The 21,708-nt window shown below is 73.9% G+C and carries 19 protein-coding genes, 2 tRNA genes and 2 pseudogenes; 16 read left to right on the plus strand and 7 right to left on the minus strand.

All coding sequences use genetic code 11. The annotated features are described in order from the left end of the window. Positions 1–445 (plus strand): annotated as a pseudogene (locus IEZ17_RS43335) (YidC/Oxa1 family membrane protein insertase); the annotation flags it as partial. 175 nt (positions 446–620) lie between these two features. Next, entirely contained in the window at positions 621–1,478 is an 858-nt protein-coding gene (locus tag IEZ17_RS35450; RefSeq protein WP_189307520.1) for a fumarylacetoacetate hydrolase family protein, read from the plus strand. A 668-nt stretch (positions 1,479–2,146) separates the two neighbouring features. Here IEZ17_RS35450 and IEZ17_RS35455 read toward each other — a convergent pair. Both IEZ17_RS35455 and IEZ17_RS35460 read right to left on the minus strand, forming a co-directional pair. After that, complete coding sequence (locus tag IEZ17_RS35455; RefSeq protein WP_189307522.1) at positions 2,147–2,635, minus strand: heme-degrading domain-containing protein; 489 nt, start codon at positions 2,633–2,635, stop codon at positions 2,147–2,149. Next, on the minus strand, positions 2,632–3,753 hold the full coding sequence (locus IEZ17_RS35460; protein WP_189307524.1) for a Gfo/Idh/MocA family oxidoreductase: 1,122 nt from the start codon (positions 3,751–3,753) through the stop codon (positions 2,632–2,634). The genes IEZ17_RS35455 and IEZ17_RS35460 overlap by 4 nt, the downstream gene beginning before the upstream one ends. 56 nt (positions 3,754–3,809) lie before the next feature. Here IEZ17_RS35460 and IEZ17_RS35465 point away from each other — a divergent pair, with 56 nt between their 5' ends. Next, positions 3,810–4,967, plus strand: coding sequence for an ROK family transcriptional regulator (locus tag IEZ17_RS35465; RefSeq protein ID WP_189307525.1), 1,158 nt, complete (start codon positions 3,810–3,812; stop codon positions 4,965–4,967). Positions 4,968–5,043: 76 nt separating this feature from the next. Here the strand turns inward: IEZ17_RS35465 and IEZ17_RS35470 are convergent. Then, positions 5,044–5,253, minus strand: a pseudogene (locus IEZ17_RS35470) (alpha/beta hydrolase); the annotation flags it as partial. A 106-nt stretch (positions 5,254–5,359) separates the two neighbouring features. On the opposite strand from IEZ17_RS35470, the gene IEZ17_RS35475 reads away from it, so the two are divergent. The 10 genes from IEZ17_RS35475 to IEZ17_RS35520 all read left to right on the plus strand — a co-directional run bounded on the left by IEZ17_RS35475 (position 5,360) and on the right by IEZ17_RS35520 (position 14,911). Continuing rightward, a complete protein-coding gene (locus tag IEZ17_RS35475) occupies positions 5,360–6,133 on the plus strand; it encodes a GntR family transcriptional regulator (protein WP_189307527.1) in 774 nt (257 codons plus the stop codon). Positions 6,134–6,304: 171 nt separating this feature from the next. Further along, positions 6,305–7,426 carry a TIGR03364 family FAD-dependent oxidoreductase gene (locus tag IEZ17_RS35480; RefSeq protein ID WP_189307529.1) on the plus strand — a complete coding sequence of 374 codons (1,122 nt, stop codon included), beginning with the start codon at positions 6,305–6,307 and terminating at the stop codon, positions 7,424–7,426. Between the two features lie 5 nt (positions 7,427–7,431). Next, positions 7,432–8,172 (plus strand): phosphonatase-like hydrolase, encoded by a 741-nt coding sequence (locus tag IEZ17_RS35485; RefSeq protein ID WP_373300044.1) that lies wholly within the window; start codon positions 7,432–7,434, stop codon positions 8,170–8,172. 1 nt (position 8,173) lies between these two features. Then, the gene (locus IEZ17_RS35490; protein WP_189307534.1) at positions 8,174–9,325 is read left to right on the plus strand and encodes an ABC transporter ATP-binding protein; all 1,152 of its coding nucleotides are present in this window, start codon (positions 8,174–8,176) and stop codon (positions 9,323–9,325) included. Continuing rightward, positions 9,318–10,307, plus strand: a complete 990-nt coding sequence (locus IEZ17_RS35495) for a 2-aminoethylphosphonate ABC transporter permease subunit (protein ID WP_229852962.1) — start codon at positions 9,318–9,320, stop codon at positions 10,305–10,307. The genes IEZ17_RS35490 and IEZ17_RS35495 overlap by 8 nt, the downstream gene beginning before the upstream one ends. Further along, positions 10,294–11,091, plus strand: a complete 798-nt coding sequence (locus tag IEZ17_RS35500; protein WP_189307536.1) for an ABC transporter permease — start codon at positions 10,294–10,296, stop codon at positions 11,089–11,091. The genes IEZ17_RS35495 and IEZ17_RS35500 overlap by 14 nt, the downstream gene beginning before the upstream one ends. Before the next feature lie 59 nt (positions 11,092–11,150). Beyond that, positions 11,151–12,236, plus strand: coding sequence for a 2-aminoethylphosphonate ABC transporter substrate-binding protein (locus tag IEZ17_RS35505; RefSeq protein ID WP_189307538.1), 1,086 nt, complete (start codon positions 11,151–11,153; stop codon positions 12,234–12,236). 260 nt (positions 12,237–12,496) lie between these two features. Further along, entirely contained in the window at positions 12,497–13,276 is a 780-nt protein-coding gene (locus IEZ17_RS35510) for an HAD-IIA family hydrolase (protein WP_189307541.1), read from the plus strand. Positions 13,277–13,434: 158 nt separating this feature from the next. Continuing rightward, positions 13,435–13,950 (plus strand): hypothetical protein, encoded by a 516-nt coding sequence (locus tag IEZ17_RS35515; RefSeq protein ID WP_189307543.1) that lies wholly within the window; start codon positions 13,435–13,437, stop codon positions 13,948–13,950. After that, positions 13,937–14,911 carry a class F sortase gene (locus IEZ17_RS35520; protein ID WP_189307545.1) on the plus strand — a complete coding sequence of 325 codons (975 nt, stop codon included), beginning with the start codon at positions 13,937–13,939 and terminating at the stop codon, positions 14,909–14,911. Before IEZ17_RS35515 ends, IEZ17_RS35520 begins: the two co-directional genes overlap by 14 nt. Positions 14,912–14,945: 34 nt before the next feature. On the opposite strand, the gene IEZ17_RS35525 is transcribed toward IEZ17_RS35520, so the two are convergent. Then, positions 14,946–15,019 (minus strand) — tRNA-Lys (locus tag IEZ17_RS35525). A gap of 649 nt (positions 15,020–15,668) precedes the next feature. Here IEZ17_RS35525 and IEZ17_RS35530 point away from each other — a divergent pair. The 3 genes from IEZ17_RS35530 to IEZ17_RS35540 all read left to right on the plus strand — a co-directional run bounded on the left by IEZ17_RS35530 (position 15,669) and on the right by IEZ17_RS35540 (position 19,437). Beyond that, entirely contained in the window at positions 15,669–16,088 is a 420-nt protein-coding gene (locus IEZ17_RS35530) for an SsgA family sporulation/cell division regulator (RefSeq protein ID WP_189307547.1), read from the plus strand. 8 nt (positions 16,089–16,096) lie between these two features. Further along, a complete protein-coding gene (locus tag IEZ17_RS35535) occupies positions 16,097–17,332 on the plus strand; it encodes a hypothetical protein (protein WP_189307549.1) in 1,236 nt (411 codons plus the stop codon). A gap of 299 nt (positions 17,333–17,631) precedes the next feature. After that, entirely contained in the window at positions 17,632–19,437 is a 1,806-nt protein-coding gene (locus tag IEZ17_RS35540) for an AMP-binding protein (RefSeq protein WP_189307551.1), read from the plus strand. Between the two features lie 88 nt (positions 19,438–19,525). Here the strand turns inward: IEZ17_RS35540 and IEZ17_RS35545 are convergent. The 3 genes from IEZ17_RS35545 to ehuA form a co-directional block, all read right to left on the minus strand. Then, positions 19,526–19,599: transfer RNA gene (locus tag IEZ17_RS35545), tRNA-Lys, on the minus strand. Positions 19,600–19,687: 88 nt separating this feature from the next. Next, positions 19,688–20,446: an IclR family transcriptional regulator gene (locus IEZ17_RS35550; RefSeq protein WP_189307553.1), complete on the minus strand. Its 759-nt coding sequence runs from the start codon at positions 20,444–20,446 to the stop codon at positions 19,688–19,690. A 478-nt stretch (positions 20,447–20,924) separates the two neighbouring features. Next, entirely contained in the window at positions 20,925–21,680 is a 756-nt protein-coding gene (gene ehuA, locus IEZ17_RS35555; RefSeq protein ID WP_189307582.1) for an ectoine/hydroxyectoine ABC transporter ATP-binding protein EhuA, read from the minus strand. Positions 21,681–21,708 lie beyond the last annotated feature (28 nt).

The following is a 21,708-nucleotide window of genomic DNA, read 5'->3' on the forward strand; positions in this document are numbered from 1 at the left end:
CGGCGGTGCCCTGGTACCCGGTATGGGCGCCATGTCCAAGGTGATGCCGCTGCTGTCCTTCGGCATGCTGATCACCGCGGCGGTGGTGCCGCTGGCGGCCGGGCTCTACCTGGTCACGACCACGACCTGGACGGCGTGCGAGCGGGCGCTGCTGCACCGTGACCGGAAGCCGGGCCGGGAGGCGGACCGGAAGCCGGAGCCGCAGCCCGAGCGCGCCGGGGAGCGGGCGAAGGGCGCGGACGGGGCGGAGCGGGCGGGCGGCACGCCGTCCGGCGGTGCGCGGAAGGGAGCGCCCAGGACGCGCGCGGCCCGCCGGCAGGCCGCCCGGGCGCGGGCGAACGCCGCCGCGCGGGCTGACCGGGCCGGGAAGCGGGCGGACCGGGAGCCGGACGGCGGCCCGGCTGCCGCGCCCGAACCGGCCGCCTCGGCGTCCGGACCGTCCTGAGCCGCCTCCGGCCAGGTCGTTACTACCCCTCGGTAACGGTCCACTCCGTGGACGGGGGTCTTGCGGACCGGACCCCGTTCTTGGAGGATCGGCCAAATCGCTCGATGGCCGTCCCCCATCGGCCGGCCCTGGAGAACCCTTCGGGGCCGACCCTTCGACCACGGGAGTTGTACCGATGAAGCTGCTGCGCGTCGGAACGGTGGGGGCGGAAAGCCCGGCGCTGCTCGACGAGACCGGAGTCCTGCGGGATCTGTCGGACACGGTGCGGGACATCGACGGAACACTGCTCGCGGACGATGCGGCGCTGGCCCGGATACGGGCCGCCGCCGCGTCCGGCGGGCTGCCCGCGCTGGACGCCGACGGGCTGCGCATCGGCCCGCCGGTCGCCCGGATCGGCAAGGTCGTGTGCATCGGGCTGAACTACCACGACCACGCCCGGGAGACGGGGGCCGCGACCCCCGAGGAGCCGATCATCTTCATGAAGGCCCCGGACACGGTCGTCGGCCCCGATGACACGGTCCTGGTGCCGCGCGGCAGCGTGAAGACCGACTGGGAGGTGGAGCTGGCCGTCGTCATCGGCCGTACCGCCCGCTACCTGGAGACCGACGAGCAGGCGCTGGCGGCGGTGGCCGGGTACGCGGTGGCGCACGACGTCTCCGAGCGCGCGTTCCAGATCGAGCGCGGCGGCCAGTGGGACAAGGGCAAGAACTGCGAGACGTTCAACCCGCTGGGCCCGTGGCTGGTGACCGCCGACGAGGTGCCCGACCCGCAGGCCCTGGGTGTCCGGCTGTGGGTCAACGGGGAGCTGAAGCAGGACGGCACGACCGCCGAGCAGATCTTCCCGGTGGCCGAAGTGGTCCGCTACGTCAGCCAGTTCATGACCCTCTACCCGGGCGATGTCATCAACACCGGCACTCCGGCCGGGGTCGCGATGGGGCAGCCCGAGCCGAAGCCGTACCTGCGGGCCGGCGATGTGGTGGAGCTGGAGATCGACGGTCTGGGCCGCCAGCGGCAGGAGCTCGCAAGCGCGTAGGCGCTTGGCTGGGCTTCCCACGTTTTCGGCTTTCCCGCCGTGGGGGTTGTTCGCCGTTGCGGCTCCGCTGCGCTTTGCGTCGCCCTACGTTGTCGGCTTTCCCGCCGTGGTGGTTGTTCGCCGTTGCGCCTGCGGCGGGCGGGGCCGCTGCGCGGGGCTGTCGGGTGCGGTGACGGTCCTGCGGGGCAGGGTGTCCGGACTGCTTCGCTTTACGTCCGGACACCCTGCCCCTCCGGCCCGTCCCCTCCCGTTGTGGGTGGGAAAAAACCGGTGGGGTGCGCGTAGGTGGGACCGTGCGGGTTCAGGGGTCGATGGAGACCGTTACCGGACCACTCGGCTCAGCCTGCATCCACCGTTTCTCTCTCCCACCCGCGGGAGGGGGCGGGCCGGAGGGGGCGGTGTGCAGGACGTAAAGCGAAGCAGTCCTGCACACCGGCCCCGGAGGACCGTCACCGCACCCCGAAAGCCCCGCGCAGCGGACAACACCCCGCGCCGAAGGCGCAAAAGACAGCAACCCCTACGGCGGGAAAGCCGAAAACGTAGGGCGACGCAAAGCGCAGCGGACGGGCCGAAGGCGCAAAGACAGCAACCCCCACGGCGGGAAAGCCGACAACGTGGGAAGCGAGGCAAAGCGCAGCGGACGGGCCGAACACGTGGGAGGTTCAAGCTCAGCGCAAGAGGTACCGCTCCAGTGCCTCGACGACCAGCGCGTGGTCGTCCGCCTGCGGCAGCCCGGACACCGCGACCGCCCCGACGACGCCGGTCCCCCGCAGCCGGACGGGGAAGGCGCCGCCGTGCGCCGCGAAGCGGTCCGGGTCGAGGCGGGAACTCTCCTCGAACGTCCGGCCCTTGGCGCGGAACCGGGCGCCGACCAGGTACGAGGACTCCCCGTAGCGTTCGACGACGGCGCATTTGCGGGCGATCCAGGCGTCGTTGTCGGCGGAGGTGCCGGGCAGGGCGCAGTGGAACAGCTGCTGGGCGCCGCGCCGGATGCCGACCGTCACGGCGGCGCCGCGCTCCCGCGCCAGCGCGACCAGCAGCGAGCCCAGTTCCCATGCTTCGTCATTGCCGAAGGTGTCGAAGAGCAGGCGCTCTTCCTGGGCGGTCAGCTCGGCGAGCTCGTCGGCCGCGGCGGTCGGCGCGGCGGCCCCGCTCATGCCGCCGCCCCGATCCGCACCGTCCGGCCCTCGGCCGCGGAGCGCCTGGCGGCCTCCAGGACGCGCAGCGCCGCCGCGGCCTCGGTGGCGGTCACCGGCGGTTCGCCGCCCTCCCGAAGGGCCCGCTCGATCGCGGCGTAGTAGGCGGGGTAGTCGCCCGGCAGCGTCTCGACCGGCTCGCCGCCGCCGCTCCGGGGGGCCGCCCCGGCGCCGAGGCGGCCCCAGCCGGTCCTCTTCTCCACGCCCCACTCCACGCCCTCGTCGCCGGGGCGCCGGCCCTCGCGCAGCGCGGCCTCCTGCGGGTCCAGGCCGTGCTTGGTGTAGCCGGCCCGGTCCCCCAGCACCCGGAAGCGGGAGCCGAGGAGGGCGGTGGTGGCGCTCATCCACAGATGGGAACGGACGCCGTTGACGTGGGTGAGCGCGATGAAGGTGTCGTCGTCGGCCTCCGCGCCCGGGCGGCGGATGTCGGACTCGGCGTACACGGAGGCGGCCGGGCCGAAGAGGGTCAGCGCCTGGTCGACGAGGTGGCTGCCGAGGTCGTAGAGCAGCCCGCCGAGTTCGGCCGGGTCGCCGGACTCGCGCCAGCCGCCCTTGGGCTGGGGCCGCCAGCGCTCGAAGCGCGACTCGAAGCGCCACACCGCGCCGAGCGCCCCGTCCTCGATCAGTTTGCGGACGGTCAGGAAGTCGTTGTCCCAGCGGCGGTTCTGGAAGACGGAGAGCAGCAGTCCGCGGTCGGCGGCGAGCGCGGCGAGCTTCTCGGCCTCGGCGGCGGTGGCGGCCAGCGGCTTGTCGACGACGACCGGGACGCCGGCCTCCAACGCGGCGGTGGCGAGCGGGACATGCGTCTTGTTCGGGCTCGCCAGCACGATCAGGTCGAGCTCGCCGGCGGCGGCCCGGTCCAGTACGGCCTCGGGGGTGGCCACCGTACGGACCTGCGGATGCTCGGCGCGGGCCTGCGCCTGCCGTTCGGGGTCGGAGGTCGAGACGGTGTCGAGCAGCAGCCCTTCGGTGGCGGCGATCAGCGGGGCGTGGAAGACCGAACCCGCCAGGCCGTATCCGATGAGGCCGACGCGGAAGGGCGGGCGGGGGGAGTGGGGGGTGCCCAGGGGGTCATTCATGCCCTCCACTTTCGCAACGCTGTTGCCAAAGTGCAAGCAGCACGGACAATGGGGGTGTGAGCAGCAACGACCCCGACCGCCCGACCACCGCCCCCACCGCGCCCGCCGCCGGTCCGGGCGCGAACCTCCTCGCCCTCCGCGGCCACAACACTGCGCTGGTGCTCGGGCTGCTGCGCACGGCGGGGCAGGAGGGGGCCAGCCGCCTGGAGCTGGCCGGGCGCACCGGCCTCACCCCGCAGGCGGTCAGCAAGATCACCGCCCGGCTGCGGGCCGACGGTCTGGCCGAGGAGGCGGGCCGCCGGGCCTCCACCGGCGGCAAACCGCGCACCGTACTGCGCCTGGTCCCCGGCGCCCGGTACGCCGTCGGCCTGCACCTGGACCGCGACGAGATCCGCTGCGTCCTGGCCGACCTCGCGGGCCGGCCGGTCGCGGAACGTCGGGCCCCGCTGGATCTCGGCGCCGGCGCCGAGGCCGTGCTGGCCGCCGCCGGGCGGGAGGTCGCGGCGCTGCGGGACGCGGCGGGCGGGCCGCCGGTGCTCGGTGCGGGGGTGGCCTGCCCGGGGCCGCTGGACCACGGCACCGGCGTGCTGCGCCAGGTCACCGGCCTCCCGCAGTGGGACGGCTTCCCGCTGCGCGACGCGCTCGGCGCACGCCTGGGCCTGCCCGTCGTCCTCGACAAGGACACCAACGCGGCGGCGCTCGGCATCGGCCGCGCACCGGAGGAGGCCGGCGGTGCCTCCTTCGCCTACCTCCACCTGGGCACCGGACTGGGCGCCGGGCTCGTCCTCGGCGGCGCCCTCTACCGCGGACCGCACACCGGCGCCGGTGAATTCGGCCACCAGGTCGTGCAGTTGGACGGGCCGCGGTGCGGCTGCGGGCGGCGCGGCTGCGTCGAGGCGCTGTGCCTGGCGGCGGTGGCCCGCGGCGATCTCCCGGAAGCGGCCCGGGTGCTGGGCGTGGCCGCGGCCAACCTCGTCGAACTGCTGGACGTCGACCGGGTGCTGCTCGGGGGCCGCACCGTGCAGCAGCACCCGGAGGGGTTCCGGGACGGCGTGGCCCGGGTCCTGGCCGACCACGCGGCGCTGCGCGGCCGGCCGTGGGCGGCGTCCGGCGGCGGCCCCGGGGCCGCGCCCGCGGTGGCGCTGGCCCGCGGCGGGCCCCGGACCGTCGCGGACGGCGCCGCCGAGCTGGTGCTGACCGGGCTGTTCCGCTAGGGCCTGTCGTCGCATTCCCGTTGTCGCCCGAAGGGCGGCCCCGCGGTGTCCGGATACGCGGCCCCGACCGCGCACGTCAGGCCGGTGAGGTGACCGCCCGGCCAAGATGCCGGGCGAAGAACCGGGCCGCGCTGTCGGCCTCGAACCTGGGCATGTCGAAGTGCCTGCCCGCGTTGGCGTGCAACGTCTTCTCCTTCGAGGCGAAGGCGTCGAACAGCGCGAGGCTGGCCTCGCGCGGGATGCGCTCGTTGTCCCACTGCATGGCGAACTCGATCGGGATGGTGATCGCAGCTCCTGGCGGACTCCGGGCCCCAGGGCCTGTCCGTCGGGGCATGGCCGGGCCCGCGAGGGGCATGGCGCTCCGGCCCCGCCGCTGATGCGAAGATCGCCGGGTGGAGTTCCCGTACGGCCAGGAACCTGGCGCACCCATCCGGTCCGGCGTCCCCGAGCACGGACGCATCCCCAAGTACTACGCGGCGAAGGTCGAAATCGCCGCGCTGATCACGGAGTTGGGCGAGGGCGAACCGCTGCCCGCGGAGCGTGAACTGGCCCTGCGGTTCGAGGTCTCGCGGGAGACGCTGCGTCAGGCCCTGCGGGAACTGGTGCTGGAGGGGCGGCTGAAGCGGCTGGGGCGCGGCACGGTCGTCGCCGGACCCAAGATGGAGCAGCCGCTGTCCCTCGCCAGCTACACCGAGGGCGTACGCCGCCAGGGCCGCACCCCCGGCCGGCACCTGGTCTCGCTGGACCGCTTCCCCTGCCCGCCGGCGCTCGCCGCCGACCTCGCGCTGGCGGCCGGCGACCCGGTCTGGCACATGGAGCGGGTGCTGCTCGCCGACGACGAGCGGGTCGGACTGGAGAGCACCTACGTCGCGGTGGCCCGGGTCCCCGATCTGGCGGCCGACTTCGCGCCGGACTCCTCCTTCTACGCCTACCTCCGCGAGCGGCTCGGGATCGGCTTCGGGGACGCGGACGAACGCCTGGAGACGGTGCTGGCCACCCCGCGCGAGGCACTGCTGATCGGTACCCCGGGCGCGCTGCCGATGCTGCTGATCCACCGGCTGTCGCGGGACACCGAGGGCCGCCCGCTGGAGCGGGTGCGCTCGCTGTACCGCGGGGACCGGTTCTCGTTCACCACGCATCTGGGCACCCGGCCCACGCCCCCGTAGCGGCCCGGCTGTCCAGCCGCCACGGCCGCCCCGGATCGGGACGAAAGCACCGCAACTGCCCCTTCGGTATCACGGATTGATAACGGGTCTAGGCCAACTTTGGACCCCTGTTCACCGTTCCGTCGCCGAACCGCCGTCCGCGGGCCACCCGCCGCCGAGACCGTCTGGGGCATGCGAATCACAGTCGTCGGAGCGGGCGTGTTGGGAACCATGCACGCCTGGCACGCAGTTGAACGGGGCCACGAGGTCCTGCACATCGAGCGGGAGGCCGAGGCCCGCGGTGCCTCGGTCCGCAACTTCGGGCAGATCTGGGTCAGCGGCCGGGCCGGCGGCGAGGAACTGGCCACCGCGCTCCGCGCCCGCGAACTCTGGGAGGAGATCGGCGCCCGCGTCCCCGGCCTCGGCTTCCGCGCCATCGGATCGCTGACCGTCGTCCGCAACGACACCGAACGCGCGGTCGCCGAGGCCGCCACCCGCCGCCCCGACGCCGCCGCCCGCGGCTACCGGCTCCTGGACGCCGACGGGGCCCGCGCCCTCAACCCCGCCCTGCGCGGCGACCTCACCGGCGCCCTGTGGTGCGAGCGGGACGCCGCCGTGGAGCCCCGTGTCGCCCAACTCGCCCTGAAGGAGGCGCTGCTGGCGTCCGGCCGGTACACCTACCTCGGCGGGCGCGAGGTCCGCGAGGTGGTCGGCGGGCGCGCGGTCCGCGACGACCACGGCGTGACCCACCACGGCGACGCGGTCGTCCTGTGCACCGGCGCCTGGCTCGGCGGCCTGGTCCGGGAGCTGATCCCCGACCTGCCGGTGCGCCGGGTGCGCCTCCAGATGATGCAGACCGACCCGCTCGGCGAGCCGCTCACCACCTCCGTCGCCGACGCCGACAGCTTCCGCTACTACCCCGCCTACCGCAGTGACGCCCTGGACGCCCTCGACGCCGGCCAGGCCCAGACCCCGACCGCCGCCGCGCACAAGATGCAGCTGCTGATGGTCCAGCGGGCCGACGGCGGACTGACCATCGGCGACACCCACGAATACGACACCCCGTTCGCCTTCGACACGGTCGAGGAGCCCTACGAGCACCTCACCGGCGTCGTCGAGGCGATCCTCGGCCGCCCGCTGCCCCGCATCCGCCGCCGCTGGGCCGGGGTCTACGCCCAATGCACCGACACCACCCGCGTCGTCCACCGCCAGCAGGCCCGCGACGGGGTCTGGCTGGTCACCGGGCCCGGCGGGCGCGGCATGACCTGCTCGCCTGCCATCGCCGAAACCACCGCGAACGAACTGGGATGGTGAGCCGGTTGACGATCCGTCCGACCCCCACCGCACACGACCGGGACACCATCCGGCTGGCCGTCCTCGACATGGCCGGCACCACCGTCGCCGACGGCGGCCTGGTCGAGCGGGCATTCGACGCCGCCGCCCGGCACATGGGCGTCGAGCCGGGCAGCCCCGACCACGCCGAGAAGCTCGCCTACGTACGCGCCACCATGGGCGAGTCCAAGATCTCCGTCTTCCGGCACCTCTTCGCCGCCCCCGACGGCGACCCCACCGCCACCGAGGACGCCGCCCGCCGCGCCAACCGCGCCTTCGAGACGGCCTACGGCGACCTGGTCGACGAGGGCAGGATCGCCCCCGTCCCCGGCGCCCGCGAGGCCATCGAGACGCTCCGGCAGGCCGGCCGCACGGTCGTGCTGACCACGGGCTTCGCCCGCGTCACCCAGGACGCCCTTCTCGACGCCCTCGGCTGGCGCGACCTGGCCGCGCTGACCCTGTGCCCCGCCGACGCCGGCGGCCGGGGCCGCCCCTACCCCGACATGGTCCTCACCGCCCTGCTGCGCACCGGCGCCGCCGCCGACGTACGGCAGATCGCGGTGGCCGGCGACACCTCCTACGACATGATCGCCGGGCGGCGCAGCGGCGCCTCGGTCGTCGCCGGAGTGCTCACCGGGGCACACGACGCGGCACAACTGGAGAGCGCCGGCGCCACCCACGTCCTCGGGTCCGTCGCCGAACTGCCCGCGCTGCTGGGGGTGGTGTGAGATGCCCGCGCCCACCGCGGCACCCGCCCGCACCGGCCCGCCCGCCGCACCGGCCCCGGCCTCCGGCATCCGCTTCGACGACGTCACCGTCGCCTACGGCAGACACGGCGGGCACGGTGAGCACACCGTCCTCGACTCCTTCGACCTCACCGTCGAACCGGGCGAGGTCATGGCCCTGCTCGGCCCGTCCGGCTCCGGCAAGACCACCGCGCTGCGGGCGGTCGCCGGCTTCGTCCGGCCGGTGCGCGGCCGGGTGCTGATCGGCGGCCGGGACGTCACCGACCTCCCGCCGTACAAGCGCGGCATCGGCATGGTCGTCCAGCAGTACGCGCTGTTCCCGCACATGAAGGTCGCCGAGAACGTCGCCTTCGGCCTCAAGGCGCAGAAGGCGCCGCGCACCGAGATCCCCGGCCGGGTCGCCGAGGCGCTGGAGATGACCGGCATGGCCGGCTACGCCGACCGGTACCCCCGGGAGCTGTCCGGCGGCCAGCAGCAGCGCGTCGCCATCGCCCGCGCACTCGCCATCCGCCCCGGCGTCCTGCTGCTGGACGAGCCGCTGTCCGCGCTCGACGCCCGGCTGCGCTCCGGCATGCTGGCCGAACTCGCCCGCCTGCACCGGGAGTTGCCCGACGTCTCCATCCTCTACGTCACCCACGACCAGGTCGAGGCACTGACCCTGGCCGACCGGATCGCCGTCCTGGACCAGGCCCGGCTGCGCGACTGCGGCACCCCGCAGCAGCTCTACCGCAGCCCGCGCACCGCGTTCACCGCGTCGTTCGTGGGCACCGCGAACCTGCTGCCGGTGACCGTACGCCGCGACGGGGTGGAGTTCGCCGGCCGGCCGCTGACCGTACCCGTCGGCGAGGCGGCCCCCGGAGCCACCGCCACCCTCTGCGTCCGCCCGCACCTCATCGGCCTCGGCGCGAGCCCGGCGCCCGGCGGCAACACCCTGCGCGGCACGGTCACCGAGCTCCAGTGGCGCGGCGCCACCCACCGGCTGTACGTGGCGGCCGGCGGCCACCGGATCATGGCCGACGTCCGCGAACTGCGCGAACCCCCGGCGCTCGGCACGGATATCGCCCTGCACTTCGCCCCGGAGGACGCCGTCCTCATCCCGGCGGGCCTCGCGGCGGACGGGGCGCGGCATGCCTGAACGGGACCCCCGCACCCACCCCCGCCGCACCGCCGCCCTCTGGGCGCTGCCGCCGGTCGCCGCCCTCGGCCTGGTCTTCCTCTACCCGCTCGCCCTGGTGGCCGTCCAGTCCGTCACGCCCGAGAACGGCGGACCGGCCTCCACCGCCCCCTACGCCGCCGTCCTCGCCACCGCCTCCTTCCGCGACGCGCTCACCACCACCGTGCTCCTCGCGGCCGGCGCCACCCTCGGCGCCCTGCTGCTCGGCCTCGCGCTCTCCCTCGTCATCGCCTTCGTCCCGTTCCCCGGCGGCAGGGCACTGGCCCGCTTCATCGACATCTTCCTGGCCTTCCCGTCCTTCCTGATCACCCTCGCCCTGCTGTTCCTCTACGGCACCGCCGGGATCGCCAACGGCCTCTGGACGGATGTCACCGGGGCCGCCCACGGCCCGCTGGACTTCCTGCACACCCCCTGGGGCGTCCTGCTGGCCGAGGTCACCTACTTCACGCCGTTCGTGATGCGCCCCCTGCTCGCCGCGTTCTCCCAGGTGGACACCGGCCAGTTGGAGGTCGCCGCCTCACTGGGCGCCCGGCCGTGGCGCATCGTGCGGACGGTGATCCTCCCGGAGGCGCTGCCCTCGCTCGCGGCCGGCGGGGCGCTCGTCCTGGTCCTCGGCCTCAACGAGTTCGGGATCGTCCTGTTCACCGGCGCCAAGAACGTCGTCACCCTGCCGGTGCTCGTCTACAGCAAGGCGATCCTCGACGGCGACTACACCGGCGCCTGCGTCGTCGCGGTCGTCAACATCGCGCTGTCCGCCGCCCTTTACGCCCTCTACCGGACGGTCATGTCCCGTACCGCCGCCGGCATCGGCGCCTCCCGCACCGCCCGGCCCCGCACCGACCCGGCCCACCCGGACCGGGCCACCGGCGGCGGATCCCCCACGGAACGCCCCCGCAAGGACACCCCCACCCGCACCGGAGCCGCCCACCATGCTCGTGCATAGCGCGTCCGCCCGACGGGCCCTCCGGGCGGCCTTCTTCCTCCTCTTCCTGCCCGTCTTCGCCCTCCCGCTCCTGGTGATCGCCGCCGCCTCCTTCGCCGGCGGCTGGAGCGGCGCCCTCCCCTCCCACCTCACGCTGACGCACTATCAGGACCTCGCGCGGGGCAGCACCGTCACCGCCCTGCTCACCAGCGTGCTGACCGCCCTCGCGGCGAGCGCCGCCGCCCTCACCGCCGGCACCTGGGCCGCCCTCGCCGCCCAAGGACTCGGCCGCCGCGCCCGCCGCCTGCTCGACGCCCTCTTCCTCCTCCCCGTCGCCGTCCCCTCCGTCGTCGTCGGCCTCTCCCTCCTCGTCGCCTTCTCCCGGCCCCCGTTCCTCCTCAACGGCACCCCGCAGATCGTGATCATCGCCCACACCGTGCTGGTCACCGCCTTCGCCTACCAGTCCGTGACCGCCGCCCTCAGCCGCCTCGACCCCGCGTACGAGCAGAGCGCCGCCGGTCTCGGCGCCCGCCCCGCGTACGTCCTGTGGCGGGTCAGGATGCCGCTGCTCCTGCCGTCCCTCACCGCAGCCGCCGGCCTGTGCTTCGCCCTCTCCATGGGCGAGTTGAGCGCCACGATGATGCTCTACCCCCCGGACTGGATGCCGCTGCCCGTCCAGATCTTCGCCGCCACCGACCGCGGCGCCCTCTTCACCGGCGCCGCGCTGGCCGTCGCCCTGATGGCCACGACCCTGCTCGTGCTCGCCGGCGTCGCCCGCATCCGCACCAGGGCCGGCTACCGCTGACCCCGGCGCCCCCCCCGCACCGCCCCAACTCCCCACCTTGCCCAAGGAGTCACCTCACCATGACCGGTCGCCCCCGCCCCGCCCGTCCCGTCCGCCCCGCCCTCACCGCCGGCGCCGCCGCACTCGTCCTCGCCGCCACCCTCACCGCCTGCGGCGGTGCCTCCTCCGCCGACCCCGACGCCAAGGAGATCACCGTCTACAGCGCCGACGGCCTCAAGAGCGAAAAGGGCGACGGCTTCTACGACAAGGTCTTCAAGGACTTCGAGAAGCAGACCGGCATCAAGGTCGACTACGTCGAGTCCGGCTCCGGCGCCGCCGTCCAGCGCCTGGCCCGCGAGCGCTCCAACACCAAGGCGGACGTCATCGTCACCCTGCCCCCCTTCATCCAGCAGGCCGACGGCAAGGGCCTGTTGGACATCTACCGTCCCCAGGGCTCCGACAAGGTCGCCGCCGCAGACAAGGACCCCAACGGCCGGTGGACCTCCGTCGTCAACAACTACTTCTGCTTCATCTACAACACGAAGGAACTCCCCAAGCCCCCGGCCACCTGGCAGGACCTCGCCGACCACCGCTTCGCCGGCAAGCTCCAGTACTCCACCCCGGGCGTCGCCGGCGACGGCACCGCCGTCGTCATCAAGGCCCTGCACGACTTCGGCGGCCAGGGCCCGGCCATGGCCTTCCTCAAGAAGCTCCAGGCCAACAACGTCGGCCCGTCCTCCTCCACCGGCCAGCTCGCCCCCAAGGTCGACAAGGGCGAACTCCTCGCCGCCAACGGCGATGTGCAGATGAACTACGCCAATATGAAGTCCATGCCCCAGCAGGGCATCTTCTTCCCCGCCGCCGCACCCGGCGCCAAGCCCGCCACCTTCGCCCTGCCCTACGCCGCCGGCCTGGTCAGGAACGCCCCGCACGCCGCCAACGCCAAGAAGTTCCTCGACTACCTCCTCAGCACCCCCGTCCAGGAAGAGGTCTCCGCCATCGGCGGCGGCTTCACGTCCCGCACCGACGTCAAGCCCACCGACCCCAACGCCACCGCCCTCGCCAAGATCATGGACGGCGTCGAGATCTTCCAGCCCGACTGGAACGACATCGACAAGAACCTCGACACCTACGTCAACGCCTGGAAGACCGCCACCGGCAGCTGACGGGCAACCCCGGTGCCACCACCACCCCGGTGATCACCGGGGTCGCTCCGCCGCCCCCTGACTTAGGCTGGGGCCCGTCGGCCCTCCGTACGAGACATCCCTCACGTCCCCGCGCACCCACCCCCGCGTCACGCTCCCCCGTGACCGGCGCACCGCGCACCGCGGCCCGGGCACCGTGACCGTGCCCCGTACGGACCCCGGCCGACGCCCTGGCCAGCCCCTGGCCAGCCCTGGTCAACACGCACGGCAGGAGTCCGGCAGTGGCAGAGCGCAAGCCGATCGAGTCATGGCTCACCGACATGGACGGCGTCCTGATGCACGAAGGGGTCCCGGTCCCCGGCGCCGACGCCTTCATCAAGCGGCTCCGCGAATCGGGCAAGCCCTTCCTCGTCCTGACCAACAACTCCATCTACACCCCGCGCGACCTGCACGCCCGCCTCAACCGCATCGGCCTCGACGTCCCCTGGGAGTCCATCTGGACCTCGGCGCTGGCCACCGCCCAGTTCCTCGACGACCAGCGCCCCGGCGGCACCGCCTACGTCATCGGCGAGGCCGGCCTCACCACCGCCCTCCACGACATCGGCTACATCCTCACCGACCACGCCCCCGACTACGTCGTCCTCGGCGAGACCCGCACCTACAGCTTCGAGGCCCTCACCAAGGCCATCCGGCTGATCGACAACGGCGCCCGCTTCATCGCCACCAACCCCGACGAGACCGGCCCGTCGCCGGAGGGCGCCCTGCCCGCGACCGGGTCGGTGGCCGCCCTGATCACCAAGGCCACCGGCGTCGAGCCGTACTTCGTCGGCAAGCCCAACCCGCTGATGATGCGCCACGCCCTCAACGCCATCGGCGCCCACTCCGAGTCCTCCGCCATGATCGGCGACCGCATGGACACCGACGTCGTCGCCGGCCTGGAAGCGGGCATGGAGACCTTCCTCGTCCTCACCGGCCTCACCCGCCCCGAGGACGTCGAACGGCACCCCTTCCGCCCGTCCCGCGTCGTCGACTCGATCGCGGACCTGGTCGACCTGGTCTGACCCGGGCCGGGCCGGAGCGGGGGAGGGGCCGGGCCCGGCGCGCCCCCGCCCGGCGGCCGGCCTCGCCGCCCCCGCCCACCCGAACGGCGCACCACCGCACCGCACCGGATGCGCCCGGCCGCGTACGGGCGGACCTTCGGAGTATCCGGAGGTGCACCATGCGCTCACCGCAACTCACCCTCTGCGCCGCGGTCGCCGCATGCGCGGTGACGACGGCGCCCGCGTACGTCGACGACGAACGCGGCACCGGGACCGCCCAGGTCGCCGTCGCCCCTGCTCCGGTCACCCCCGGCGCCGCGGGCACCCCGCGGCTCACCGGCTGCGCCGCCGAACGGGCCACCGCCCGCCCGGCGGCCCCCACCGGCGCGGCACCCACCGGCGCGGCACCCCGCACCCGGACCGCCGTCCACCCCGCCCCGGCCGGCTGCCCCGGCACCGCCGCCACGGCCGCGCGCCCGGCCCTCGCCCCCGCCGCCACCCCGGCACACCCGGTCGAGGGCCCGGCCACCGTCCCCAGCGCCCAGCCCGCCGCCCCGCACCGCGAGCTCAGCAGCACCTCCGCCGTCGCCCTGGTCCTGGCCGGCGGCGCGATCCTCGTCATCGCCGGCCAACTGCTGCGCCTGCGGCTCCGCCTGCGACGCGAACGCCAGGGGAGCAGCGGTGGCGACGAGTAGGGCGACGAGCCGGGAGGAACCGGAGAACCAGGAGAAGCAGGAGAAGCGGGAGAAGCGGGAGAACCAGGAGTCCCGGGAAGACCGGACGAGCCGGGATACCCGGGACATCCGCGAGGCCGGGAACACCCGGGAGAACGGGAAGAGGCAGCCCCGGAAGAAGGCGCACCGGGGGACCGCCGGACGCCCCGGAACGGCCGCCGGCCCCGGCATCCGCCCCAACATCCTCATCGGCACCACCTGGGCCGCGCTGCTGCTGACGCTCTGGCTCTGCGACGGCCGCGACCTCGTCGGCGGAAGCATGGCCCAGCTCCCCACCACCGGGGACATCGCCGCCGTCGGCCGCCCCCACGCCCGGCCACCGGTACCCGCCCACCACCGGCTCGCCGCCGCCCCCACCGCCGAACCCACCCGGCTCACCATCCGCGCCCTCGGCCTCCGGGCCGCCATCGTGGCCCGCGGCCGGTACGGGAACGGCACACCGGCCCCGGCGGCCTCGTCCCCGCACGGCTCGCCCGCCCTCTACGGCCCACCCGCCCCCATCAGCTGGTACGCCGCCGGCCCCCGCCCCGGCGAGCCCGGCGCCGCGGTCCTCACGACCGGCCCGGACACCGGAAGCACCGACCCCACGGACCCCGCCAACCCCACGGATCCCGCAGGGCCCACGCACGGCACCCGGCGGGCCGCCCCCTCACACCGGCTGACCGGCCTCAGACCCGGCGACCGGATCGACATCCAGCGCTCCGACGGCAGCACCGCCCAGTTCACCGTCGAAGAGATCCAGGTCTACGACCGCGACCGCCTCACCGCCCGCACGGCATACGCTCCCCACCGGCCCGGCCGCTCCGAACTCCGGCTGATCACCCATGTCCCCGCCGGCGACCCCGAGAGCCGCCGCCCCGCCCCGGTCGTGATCTCGGCATACCTCTCGAAAACCGAGAACCGAGCGCACACAAAAAACTGAGGCCCCTCGCAATGCGAGGAGCCTCAGTGTTACGTGCGCCGCCAGGGACTCGAACCCCGGACCCGCTGATTAAGAGTCAGCTGCTCTAACCAACTGAGCTAGCGGCGCGCGCTGACCTGAAGAACTCTACACGAACTCCGGGGGTGGTCCGTACCCGAGAACCCGCCCCCCACGCATCGGGCCGATGTGATCCCGGCCACTCCCGCCGCGCCCCGTGCGTCACTCAACTCCGCGGCCCGGACCCCGCCGAGATCGCTCGCCGCCCGGGTCGAAGGTCCCGTGATCTCGGGACCTTCTTCCGGGAGTTCGCCCGAATTGTTCGGCAAAGATCGAGTTCGTGGGCGTAGAGCGCCAGTTGCCCCGTCAGCATGCGGTATCTCCTGCCAGTTGAGAGGCTGAGGCGAACACCGAGGCGCACGAACGGAACGAGCAGCCCAGCCCGGAGGAGAACGGGAATGACAGCCCCGGGACACGCCGCCGCACCCGGCCGCGACGGCGCCGCCAGCCCTGCGGTGCCGCACCCGGGCCGTGCGCGCCCGCACGACGACCTCCGCGCCGCCCCCGCCGGCGTCCGGCCCCGTCCCCGGCCGCTCACCGGCCGCGCCCCGCCCCCGCCCCCGGCGCCCCGCCGATCATGGCGTCCATCACTACTCCTCCATCATCTGCAACCCCATCCCGAAAGCCGACGTCTGCTAGGACGCGAGCCCCGCCCCCGGGGCCCAGGGACTCGCCCCTTCGTCCGGAAAGGTTGATCGTCATGGTGTCGACAGCCAAACGCACCCTTGAGATGCAGCTCCTCCTGGGGCCGGACGAAACGGTCCCGGTGGCCGGCCGGTTCAGCTACCGGAGCGACCGCCCCTACGAAGTCGAGGTCGCCTTCATCAGCCGTGGCGAGACCGTCGCGACCTGGCTGTTCGCCCGCGACCTGCTGCTCGGCGGACTCTGCGACGCGGCCGGGGAGGGCGACGTACGGGTGTGGCCCGCCGGCCGCCCCGGCGGACCCCGCCGCGTCCACATCGAGCTCGCCACCGACGACAGCATCTGCGAACTGTCGGTACGCGCGGCCGAACTCACCGCCTGGCTGGAGCAGACCGCGGCCATCGTTCCGCCCGGCCACGAGCACCGCTATCTCGATATGGACGCCCACCTGGCCCGCCTGCTTGCGGGGAAGTGCTGATGACTCCCATGACGACGACATCCGACACCCGCCTCGCCATACGCGCGACCACCCCGCCGGCCACGGCCACCCGGACCGCGGCCGGGCCCGGCGCCCCCGGAGCGAACCCGCGCACCGCCGCCGACCCCGCCGTGCGCATACCGGCCCAGGTCGCCCCCGCGGACGCCTGCACCGACGCCCCGGCGGACCCCGATGCCCCGCCGGCCCCGCACGACCCCTGCGCACACGGCTTCCTCCCCGAGCGGCCCCCCGTGCGCTCCATGATCGGAACCTGGACCCGGCTCGACGCCATGGCGCGTGCCGCCGCGGTCGCACCCGACCAGGAAACCGCCGTCGCCGTCGTCGAACACGCCCACCGCGCCGACGAGTTGAGCGCCCTGCGGCAGCGCGTCTCCCGCCTCTCACCGCGCAACGCGGAAGCCGCCGCGATGCGGGTCGCGGTCATCGCGGTGTCCTGCGGCTGGAGCGCCCTCGACCCGCAGGCCCCGGCCGCCCGCGAGGTCGCCAACGACGGCTTCCTCGACCTCTGGGCCGCCATCGCCCACCGCATCGACCACGACCAGTTCGTCGCCCTGCCCACCCTCGCCCTCCACAACTGGGCCCCGGAGCGCAAGCCCCGCCGCCACATCCCCATCGACCAACTCGCCCGCACCGAACAGCTCGTCCCGATCGTGCGCTGGGCCCCCGAAGGCCAGCCGCTCAGCCGCCTGGACCGGCTGATGCTCGCCGCGACCCGGCTGGAGGCGCACGGCATCTGGCTGTTCCGCCTCGCCGACACCCTCGCCGGCCGCGCCCCCGACGACTCCTCCACCCCGACGGCACTGCGCCGCCTGGTCCGCATCCAGCACGCGCTGCGCGCCCAACTCCACTCCGAGGCCTTGGAACTGGCGGCGGCCCCGGCCACCGACCAGCAGCGCGCCGTCCTCGCGGCCCTCGCCGAACAGGGGGCCCTCGAACCCCCGGTCCTCCAGGCCGCGGACGCCGTACTGGGCATCGGTGGCCGCCGCATGGGCGACGGCCGGCGCCAGCTCCTGCGGCGCCACCTCCCGGCCCAGCACCGCGCCTGGCTCAGCGCCATGGACCGCCACTGCGCCCCCGTACGCACCCTCGCCCACCGCGGCGGCCCCGACGCCGCCGTCTACCGCGAGGCCCAGGAATCCCTCATCGCCCTGCGCCGTACCTACACCGCCCTGGTCCACACCGCCGCCGCCCCCACCAACGGCCCCCTCCCCACCGCGGCCTGACCGGAGCCCCGCCTTCCCCTCCACAGCGGCCGGCCGCCGGCCGCCGGTCACCGCTCCTGCGCGTCGCCGTCCGGCTGCTATCGGTCCGGACGACGTCCGCACATGGTCTGGACATGCCCCGAACCGCTTATGAGTCTGCCGTTTGGTCTAGACCGCACATCACTCGGCTCACGGAACTCCCCTCATCCCGTCGCCCGAGTCGACCTCCGGCCGCTGTAGGCGCTGCACGATGGCCCCGACCGGTACCGTCCGCCGGATGGGGCTCCCTATCTGACGCAACGTCAATTACCCTGCGCGCCATGGCGGCCCACAGTTCCCGCACCTCCCCCATCCCCCACACCCCCACCCCCGACCCCGCCCCGCGCACCATCGCCGAGCTCGTGCGTGCGCAATGGGGCGACCACCGCATCGGACTGAAACACGGCGAGTCGGCGGTCACCCATCACCAGTTGGCCGCGGGTGCCGCCGCGCGGGCCGCGCTGCTGGGGGAGTTGCTGCCGCGAGACGCGGAGCCGCATATCGGGGTGCTGCTGGACAACGTGCCCGAGTACCCGCTGTGGATCGGCGCGGCGGCGCTCGCCGGGGCGGCCGTCGCGGGTATCAACCCCACCCGCCGCGGCCCGGAGCTGGCCCGCGACATCGCCCACACCGACTGCGCGCTGCTGATCACCGAACGCGCCCACCTGCCGCTGCTCGCCGGGCTGGACCTGCCCCTCCCGCCCGAACGCGTGCTGATCGTGGACGATCCGGCATACCAGGAACTGCTCGCGCCGTACGGGGGTGCGCGACCGGACGCGATCGCGGCGGTGCCGGGCGGCGGCGGTGCCCGGACGCCGGGTCCCGCCACCCGCCTGCTGCTCTGCTTCACCTCCGGATCCACCGGCGCGCCCAAGGCCGCCATCTGCACCCAGGGCAGGCTCGCCGCCGCCGGCCACTCCCTCGTCCGGTATTTCGCGGTGTGCCCGGAGGACGTCCACTATCTGTGCATGCCGATGTTCCACGGCAACGCGGTGATCGCCGGCTGGGCCCCGGCACTCGCCGGCGGTGCGGCCGTGGCGCTGCGCCGCCGCTTCTCGGCCTCCGCCTTCCTCCCCGACGTACGCCGCTACGGGGCCACGTACTTCACCTACGTCGGCCGGGCCGTGCAGTACCTGCTCGCCACCCCGCCCGCCCCGGACGACCGCGACAACCCGCTGCGCACCGGATTCGGGACGGAGGCCGGCGCCGTCGACGCGGCGCGCTTCGCGGACCGGTTCGGAGTGCGACTGGTCGAGGGGTACGGCTCCTCCGAGGGCGGCGCGGCGTTGCAGCGCACCGAGGACACCCCGCCCGGCGCCATCGGCCGGCCCGCCCCCGGCGACGATCTCGCCGTCGTCGACCCGGCGACCGGCGCCGAGCTCCCGCGCGCCCGGCTGGACGCCGCCGGGCGGCTGCTCAACGGCGATCGGGCCATAGGCGAGCTGGTGAACCGGGGCCGCAGCTCCTTCGAGGGCTACTGGCGCAACCCCGAGGCGACCGCCGCCCGCACCCGCGGCCGGGCGGAGGGGGAGGCCGGTGCGGGCTGGTACTGGACCGGGGACCTGTTCTTCCGGGACGAGAACGGGTTCTTCCACTTCGCCGGGCGTGCGGACGACCGGCTGCGGGTGGACAGCGAGAACCTGGCCGCCGCGATGATCGAGGACATCCTCGCCCGCTACGCCCCGGCCGCCGGCGTCGCCGTCTACGCCGTACCGGACCCGGTCGCCGGCGACCAGGTCATGGCCGCCCTCGCACTGCGCGACGGCGCGGCGTTCGACCCGGACGGATTCGCGGCCTTCCTCGCCGCCCAGCCCGATCTCGGTACGAAGATGGCGCCCCGGTTCGTGCGGATCGTCGCCGCACTACCCGTGACCGCCACCAACAAGGTGCACCGGGTCGCCCTCCGGTGGGCCGGCTTCCGCTGCCCCGAGCCGGTGTGGTGGTCGCCACAGAACGCCCCCGGCACCCGCGCGACCCCGGCGGGCAGCGGCCACCGCCCGCTCTACCGCCCGTTCACGGACGAGGACCGGGCCGCCCTCATGGCGCAGTACCGCGATCACGACCGCGGCCGTCTCCTGGACCGGTGAGCGGGGAAGAAGGGGAGGGGCCGCGGAGCAGTGATCGCGCAAAGCGAAGTGGGCGTTCCCGGTGTTCCGGAAACGCCCACTTCTTACGTGCGCCGCCAGGGACTCGAACCCCGGACCCGCTGATTAAGAGTCAGCTGCTCTAACCAACTGAGCTAGCGGCGCGCGCTGACGAAAGAAATACTACCTGGTCGAGAGGGGTGCTCATGACCACGCCCGGAGCGGCCCCCGGGACCCCGCGCTCCGCCCCGCCTCAGATCGCCAGCGACAGCAGCACCGGCGCCGCCTTGCGGTTCAGTGCGTCGGCTGCCTGCCGCAGCCGGTGGGCGTGCTCCAGCGGCATCGACAGCGCGAGGCAGCCGACCGTCGAACCGGCCGTGATCGGTACGGCGGCGCAGACCGTGCCGACCGCGTACTCCTGGAGGTCCAGCACGGGGACCGTCGGCGGCTGGCTGTCGAGCTTGTGGAACAGCACCTTCTCGTTGGTGATCGTCCGGGAGGTGAGCCGGGCGGTCTTGTGGCGCGAGAGGTGGTCCATGCGGCCGTCGTAGTCGAGCTGGGCGAGCAGGCATTTGCCGACCGCGCTGGCGTGTGCCGTGCGGCGGAATTCGGCCCACTCGTTGACCTTGGGAGCCAGCGGCCCGTCGGCGTAGTGGAGGATCTTCACCTCGCCGTCGATGTACCGGCTGATGTAGACCGCCGCGCCGACCGAGTCGCGCAGCTGGTCCAGGGTGAGCTGGAGCTTGTCCCGCAGGGCGCGGTCGCGGTTGCCGCCCGAGCCCAGCAGGAGCAGTGACTCGCCGACGACATACGCGCCGTCGGCGAGCTGCTCGACGTATCCCTCGCGCCGGAGCATCGCCAGCATCGAGGCCAGGTGGCCTGTCGGCAGGCCCGTTTCGCGCGCGATCTGCACGTCGGTCACGCCGCCGGCGTGCTTGGAGATGGTTTCGGGTACGCGAAGTGCGTACTGCACCGAATGGAACGGCGCGGTCGGCTCGGGCTTCAGCGCCACGGTGTCCCCCTAGCAGGTTGGTACCGCTTGCGTCGTGACCGTCGTTGGTCACGGCCGCGCGTTCGCGAACCGCTCCCGGACAACGGGGCTTGTATCACGATAGCGGTCAACGGGCTTCGACGGAGGGGGTCTTGACCGAAAACCGGACCGGTTCACGCGTCTGTGCAGCGGCCCTGCACTCTGGCATATGCCCAGGTCATGGGACCGCGCGCCGACCGGCGGTAATGGCTGGTGAGGGATGCGGAGGCGGGCGGCAGAGCGCCGTCGTTGACGTCCGGTGGTGACGGCCGGAGTTGACGATTCCGCCGCCGGATTCCGGCCGAAGGGGCGCGAGCCCGGCCCCGGAGCCGGGCTCGCGCCGGAAGGACGTCCTGCGCGCCCCTGTCGCACGGTTGCGGCGCCGCCACGGAATCGCCGCGGTCCGGCGGGTTGCACGGGCGCGGTACGGCGGCACCGCCGCCGCGCCCGTGCCGCGCTGCTAGAGGACCGCGCTCAGGAACTCGCGGGTCCGCTCGTGCGCCGGCTCCGTGAAGATCTGCTCCGGCGGGCCGAACTCGATGACCCGGCCGGCGTCGAACATCATCACGCAGTCGGAGATGTCCCGGGCGAAGTTCATCTCGTGCGTCACGCAGAGCATGGTGATGTCCGTGGTGTGGGCGATGTCCCGCAGGACGTCCAGGACGCCGGCCACCAGTTCCGGGTCGAGCGCCGAGGTCACCTCGTCCAGCAGCAGGACCTGCGGGCGCATGGCCAGGGCGCGGGCGATGGCGACCCTTTGCTGCTGGCCGCCGGAGAGCTGGGTGGGGTACTTGTCGAGATGCGCGGTGAGGCCGACGAGTTCGAGGAGTTCGCGGGCGCGTTCCTCGGCGGCGTCCTTGTCGAGGCCCAGTACGTGCACCGGGGCCTCGGTGATGTTCCGCAGCACCTTCATGTTGGGGAAGAGGTTGAACTGCTGGAAGACCATGCCGATGTTCTTGCGGACCTCGCGGCTGTAGCGGTCGCTCGCCGGGACGAGTCTGCCGCCCTTCTCCTCGTGGGTGAGGTACCGGTCGCCCAGCTTGATGGTGCCCTCGTCCGGCTTGAGCAGCGTCATCATCAGCCGCAGGATCGTGGTCTTGCCGGAGCCGGACGGGCCGATCAGCGTGACGTGCTTGCCGGTGTAGACCTTCATGTCGAGCGCGTCGAGGACGGTGTGCGCGCCGAACCGCTTGGTGACCGCCTCGAAACGGATCAGTTCGGTGCCCTCGGTCGGCTCCGCGGCG

It is taken from the genome of Streptomyces albospinus, assembly GCF_014648695.1.
Lineage (GTDB): Bacteria > Actinomycetota > Actinomycetes > Streptomycetales > Streptomycetaceae > Streptomyces > Streptomyces albospinus.